Genomic DNA, 5,938 nt, shown 5'->3' on the forward strand with positions numbered 1-5,938 from the left:
CGGACGGCCCAGGGACGGCCCGGCGGCCGCTCACCACCGGCAGTGCGAGGGGCCTGCCAGACATCCATGGCGGGCGGATGAGCACCGCTTTAAGGAGTTCGGTCACTCAGCCGTGCGGTCCGCTCCCTTTCGTGCTGGCCAAGTGGTCCGCATCCCAGCCCGAGTCGCTGGCGTCCGTGCCCGTCTGGCGACGTTGATGTCAGCGTAACCAGCGGTTGCCTCATTTTGCGAAGCATCCGCAGAGCCGAGCGAAGGCCCTTACAGTGTGATGCATGACACACGAAGATGAGCAAGAGTTGGACCCGAAGGAACAGTTCCTCTTCACTGTCGCATATCTTGGGGACGAATTCTGGCGGAAAATGGATGCCCTTTTGGAAGTGGCGGGCGTCGCGTCGCCTCAAATTAAGAAGTTGGACACTGATTTTATTCCTTCGATGATGGATCCTGTTTTTGAGCGCCTAAGCCAGGAGGAGTTTAAGAAGATTAGCGACGCCTTTGATAGGTACGAAATGGAAGTCAAGGAAGGTCGGCATCCGTCAATTATGAGTATCATGTGGGAGGCGGTTAAAGATGATGCTTGGGGTCCTGGGTGGATGCATCATTTTCAGGAGGCGCTGAGACGCTCGCCGCGTCTGCCCATGTTCTTCCAATCGACTGTTGTTTCGGCGGTGAGTAATTTCGAGGTGCTACTCGCAGGCTTGGTGTCTAACTTTTATGAGATCGCGCCTCAGGCGCTAGAGGCATCCTCCAGAGATAAGGGCAAGGAGTTCTCCCTACGTGAACTTAAGGAAATGAAGGATCTGGAAGATGCAATCAAAATTGCAATTGATCGCCGCGTCGACGAATTCATGTTTGGTAGTTTCAATGACTGGCGCAAATTCTTCGCCGACAAAATGAAGCTTGATTTTGAGGACTATGCGATTGATTGGGACTTCCTGCAAGAGGTCTTCCAGCGTCGTCATGTCATAGTTCACAATGGTGGGCACGCAAGTCGGCGCTACATCCAGAGTGTCGGTGCCGGACTCAGGAAGGGAGTGAAGGAAGGGGACTATTTGCAAGTCGATGAGAATTATCTGAACAAAGCTACCTATGAGCTTCTCTGCTTTGGGTACCTTCTCATGGGTGCCGTGGCGCTGAAATTCGCGACGGGTCACAGCTCGGAAGCGCTCGCCCGTGTGCACGACTTCACATATCAAAACCTTGTGAAGGGTCGATATGAGCTGGTCAAAAAGTGCGCTTCGTATGGTGTCGAAGTGTCTTCGAGCATGGCTGATGAGCTACTCTTCCGGATTAACTCATGGATTTCTAGGCAACGAATGGGCGATGGGTCTGTCCTGCAGGAGGTGGAGGATTGGGACGTGGATGCCTTGAGCCCCAGATTCGTACTGGCCAAGTATTGCCTTCTCAGTGAGAATGCTGAGGCTATGCAGGTGTTGAGAGGTTTGTACGAATCGGGTGATGTCGATTTTGAGAACCTAATCGAGTGGCCGCTCCTAGAGCCTCTTCGCGGCACTGACGACTACCAAGAGTTGGTTCGAAATGCGGAAGTGCCAGAAGACTGGCGATTCGCCGAGCAAGTTCTCTTTGAAAATCCAAAAACAGCTATGCTGCACACAAGGCGCTGCGTCTTGGTTCGAGCCGACTTCAAGCGTCGTTCCATGGGCCAGATTGACCTGACCTCTGCACTGCTCTGTAAGCGGTGCAAGCCGTCAACCGCCTTGGGTGACGTCAAATGACCCCAGACGTCCTTTAGTCGTGCTTCCGGTCATGCTTCTCTTGGAGGGGCGCTCAGGTCGTTGAGCGGCTTTGGGGCGAGTGATCATGGCCCCGTAAGCTGATGGCGAGTCGGGCAGTCTGTGGACCTGCCCGTTAAAGCGCGACGTTGCGGCCATGATCTCAGAGGCTTTCGCCCCACAGTGGCTGCCTAAAGCCGTGGAGCCGACCGTCCCAGCCACAGAGGGTGTTTCCCACTTCCTGCCGGCGGCCGCCAAGCGCGCCGCCGGGCGGGGCCGCCGCTGGCGAAGACAGGGCGGCGGCCCCGCCGACAAGGCGGCGCGCGTGCCCGCGCCTCGCGCAGGCCTTGATGAGGTAGGGAAACCTATAACCGGCGCCCGACTGCGCAGGGTTCCGGCTACTGACGCTCGTGCTGAGACTGCAGAGCCTCCGGTACGGACTCGGGGTCGTTTGTCCCCCGGGGACCCAGAGACGGCCCGCGGTCGGTCATCGGCCCGTCACCACTGGCAGAACGCCACCGTGGCGTCGTCGCCGGATTTGTAGCGCGGCCAGCGGCGGCCGGTCGGGTCCGTCGCCTCAACCTTGCGGACCGTATCGATCAGCTCGCGTGGTCCGCCCGTCCTGAGCGTGTTGAAAACGGCGGACCACGTTGCCATCCCGTACTCGGTCACGAGTCGCGATACGCCGTCGGACATCACGGCCGCGGCGCGCACGTTGACGCCAGGCACCGTGCCGCTCAGGGCGTGCTCTGCCGCTTCGGGAGCAGCCGCCGCCACCCAGTACCCCTCAGGTGTGTTGCGCACCTGTCGCTGTGCGGATACGAGCTTCTGGAGAGCTTTTCTGTGCTCGCCGGTATGGGTCTCGTACTGCTCGACTTCGGCCTTCAAGTCGGGCAGTACCTCGTCTACACGAAGATCCGTGATCACCGAGATACCGTCGGGGCCGTCGAACACGACCGGCGAGTCCGCGAGGACCAGATGGTCAAAGGAACCGGAGTTCTCTCGCAGAATTGCGACTGTGGCTGAAGGCGTCCCTGGGTTGGCCAGGTCGCACCCAGGGTGCAACTCCGCGACACGTGCGATGGCGTCGGCCAACCCGTCTGCGAGTGGCCGGTCCGGGGCCGAGAGAGCAGAGACGATCTGACTACCGAGGTGGGCGACGTACCACGGGACGCCGTGACGGCAGCCCGTGTTCAGGCCGGCGGTACTCAGACCGTCCAGGACGACGGCGAGCATCGGCGTGCCGGCCACCCAATCTTCGTTCGGATTGGCTCCCCCCGAACGTGTGTCAAAAGAGACGCGCATGATCAGCCTTCATGTCGGTAGAGCGGAGTGACGCGGCGACTCTCCAGCACATCGAGGGTCTTGGGGTCGTAACGACACGAGATGAGCGTGGAGAACCGACGCGTACGAACCTCCCTGTACAGCTCTGCAAGATTGTTTTCGAGATAGTGGACGACTCCGTTTGCGCCGATGGAGTGGATTCCGGCGATGTACAGGAACGTCCCCCGTCCGTCCAGGCGGGGGAGCCGTCCCAGATAACCAACGTCCCCCGCTGAGCCGTCCTCATCCATCGGGGAGCGGTATGTGGTCCCTGCTGTTTGGTCCACCAGGTGCCAAGCCTCGTCCTTGGCGAACCGTAGGTTGTCATCCCCTTCAAGTACCTGCGCGATGATCGGGGAAAGCCGCGGTCCGCAGACAACCACGTGGTTGTCGCGGTTCAGGTTGACGATTCCGGTCGGGGGGATCACCTCGTACTCGGCATCGAGCTTCATCCCGCCCAGCAACTTGCGCAGGTGCTCGAAGTTGTCGAGGTCTTCCCTCGTTACGACCGCGCTCGGGTTCTGGTCCGGGCCCTTGCCGGCTTCGACCTTGCCACCGAGCGAGACGGTCACCGAGTCCGTACCGAAGAACGCTCGCTCCGGGGGCGGGCCGGCGGACGCGAGTTGCCCGACACGTCCACGGCTCACACCGAGACTCTTGGCAATCTCGGCCTGAGTCATGCCGGATGCCTGCGCCTCCTCGATGGCCTCTCGACGGATGCGGGACAGCTCCAGCACCCATCCCTGATACGTCGCCATCAGGTCAATCGCAGCTTTGGCGCGGTCAACCGGGGCCGAGATCTCAGAGACCCGCTTCATGTCGTCGTGCACTGTTCTCCCATCGTCGCCTAGGGGGGCTAACGAACTCTATCGCGAGAGGGGGTTGCGCGCACGGACAGGTTTGCCTACGGTACCTATCAAGAGAGGCGGCAACCCCCCCTAAGCAAAACGCGGGAAGCGCATCTCGCCTGCCTGACCTGCAAGAACGTGTGAATGGCCCCGTCGGACCCGCTTACATGCGGTCCGAGCGGCAGGGGAGACGTAAAAGCCCGTCGTCTTCACGGATTGATCGGTGTCATCGGCTAAGCCGCTGGTCTGACCCTCGGGCGTGGACCCAGGGACCGGATCACGGGGACCCCGGTGATTGGGCTGCACCCGGTCCATGACACCCAGGGAGACCGCTCAGCGAGTGACGACTGAGTGGCGCGGTGACCGCGCGCTGTCCAAAGGAGGCGGAGCAAGGCGCGCACAGAGCCGCGATACGACATAGCCCCGATGGTCGAAGGCCAGGTTCGACTCCTGGCCGGGGCGCTTCGCCCCGCCGTGGTTTGAGGCAGAGGGCCCCACCCAATCGGCAAGCACCCCCGGAGCGCCTACTCCGGGGGTGCGGTTCAGGCCGTTCACCCCTGTGAGAGGAACACGACCCAATGGATCACATCGTTACTGTTCAGGACGCTGTTACCGCGTTCGCCGACTTCATGGAGCCGACGGCTGCTGAGCTGGACGCGGTGGAGCAGGAACTCCCGCTGATCCTGGCGGAGGTCGACCTGTTGAACGCGCAGATCGTCACGCTGGACCGCGTCCCGAACGAGCTGGACAAGCGGCGCATCCGCCGGGCCCACAACCGGGTGCTGGCTGCGCGGCGGGACCTGGCCAACCGCCCCGCCGGTGTGAGCCTGCCGGGCGGTGCGGCATGAACCTGCGCCGCAGGGGACGCGCCGCGTTGGTGCTGGCGCTGGTCGCAGTGGTCGGCATGGCGTTCCGCGTCTCGTGGAACGCACTGCGCGACATCGCCGGCGCGGTCGGTGCCGACGCCACCGCCGCGACCCTCTACCCGTTCGTGGTCGACGGTCTGATGGCGCTGGCACTGGTCGCCACGCTGGTTCTGGCCGACGACGACCGCAAGTTCGCGTTGCGGGTGCTGGGCACCTACACCGTCGCCTCGCTGGTGCTGAACTACGTGCACGGGCTGGTCCCGGAGCTGCACGGCCGTGAGGTCGACTGGGGCCGGTTGGCGCAGTGGGATCCGGCGAACTGGGCGCTCGTACTGCTCGCGACATCCCTGCCGGTCGGCTCGATCTACTTCGGCTCCGATCTGGTCGCCAAGGTGCTGCACCACCGCCCCACCCCGATTCCCATCGCAGACACGAATGCGGAGGAATCTACCGAGATTGAGAGGAAACGGTCTACGGCTGACCTGCCGGTATCGACCCCCGCCCCGGTCACCCTGGCGCGGGTCGTGATGCCCGATCCGGTCGCGGTCGACGCCGGAAAATCGGCCCTGGTCCTCAAGCCGGTCAGGGTGCTGCCCGCGTCGATCGAGCCTGCCGCACGGCGGGCCGTGGCGGTCGACTCCTCCCGCCCCCGCCGGGCGACCGGCCGCATTCCCGAGGTCGCTCGATCGAGTCGGCCCAAGCGCAGCCCCGAGCAGTTGCTGACCGAGGCACGCACAGTCACCGCCGGCTGGCCGACCTCGCAGATCACCGGCGAGGGCATCCGGCGCGCGCTCCGCACCTCGCCCACCAACGCCCGGATGCTGCGGGACGCCCTGCTCGCTGAGCGGTCCTCCGCTCCGACCGTCTGATGGCCACGCTGCCGGTCTACCGGTGGCGACTGGCCCCGGACGGCTACGCCACCCGCCGACAGCTGAGGGCGCACAACCTGCGGCCCGGCGGGCAGGACGTGGCCGCGCAGCTCGAACGGCCGCGCCGTCGCCGTGGGCCGCTGGTCGCCTACCTGTACCGGGTCGACCTGGCCAAGCCGGTCCGGCCCATGACGCCCGGCCGGTGGGCGGCCCTGGCCAGGGCCAACGCCGCCCGCCGCATCTGCCCGACGTGCGGGCGCGATGCCGGCTACGTCATTCCCACTTCGCTCGGCATGTGC

6 protein-coding genes are annotated in these 5,938 nt (G+C 63.5%); 4 read left to right on the forward strand and 2 right to left on the reverse strand.

The genetic code is table 11. From position 1 onward, the window contains the following. The first annotated feature begins 272 nt into the window (after positions 1-272). Complete coding sequence (locus tag BZL64_RS31450) at positions 273-1,736, forward strand: hypothetical protein (protein WP_086772535.1); 1,464 nt, start codon at positions 273-275, stop codon at positions 1,734-1,736. Between the two features lie 495 nt (positions 1,737-2,231). Here the strand turns inward: BZL64_RS31450 and BZL64_RS31455 are convergent, their stop codons facing one another. Next, positions 2,232-2,984: a hypothetical protein gene (locus BZL64_RS31455; protein WP_244205591.1), complete on the reverse strand. Its 753-nt coding sequence runs from the start codon at positions 2,982-2,984 to the stop codon at positions 2,232-2,234. 56 nt (positions 2,985-3,040) lie between these two features. Beyond that, entirely contained in the window at positions 3,041-3,886 is an 846-nt protein-coding gene (locus BZL64_RS31460; RefSeq protein ID WP_086772537.1) for a sigma factor-like helix-turn-helix DNA-binding protein, read from the reverse strand. A 596-nt stretch (positions 3,887-4,482) separates the two neighbouring features. On the opposite strand from BZL64_RS31460, the gene BZL64_RS31465 reads away from it, so the two are divergent. The 3 genes from BZL64_RS31465 to BZL64_RS31475 form a co-directional block, all read left to right on the forward strand. Continuing rightward, a complete protein-coding gene (locus BZL64_RS31465) occupies positions 4,483-4,752 on the forward strand; it encodes a DUF6284 family protein (RefSeq protein ID WP_086772538.1) in 270 nt (89 codons plus the stop codon). Further along, positions 4,749-5,639, forward strand: a complete 891-nt coding sequence (locus tag BZL64_RS31470) for a DUF2637 domain-containing protein (protein ID WP_086772539.1) — start codon at positions 4,749-4,751, stop codon at positions 5,637-5,639. The genes BZL64_RS31465 and BZL64_RS31470 overlap by 4 nt, the downstream gene beginning before the upstream one ends. Next, positions 5,639-5,938 (forward strand): RRQRL motif-containing zinc-binding protein (locus BZL64_RS31475; RefSeq protein ID WP_086772540.1); only part of this gene is annotated, 300 nt, incomplete at its 3' end. The genes BZL64_RS31470 and BZL64_RS31475, both read left to right, overlap by 1 nt.

The organism is Streptomyces bobili (assembly GCF_002154575.1).
Classification (GTDB): domain Bacteria; phylum Actinomycetota; class Actinomycetes; order Streptomycetales; family Streptomycetaceae; genus Streptomyces; species Streptomyces bobili.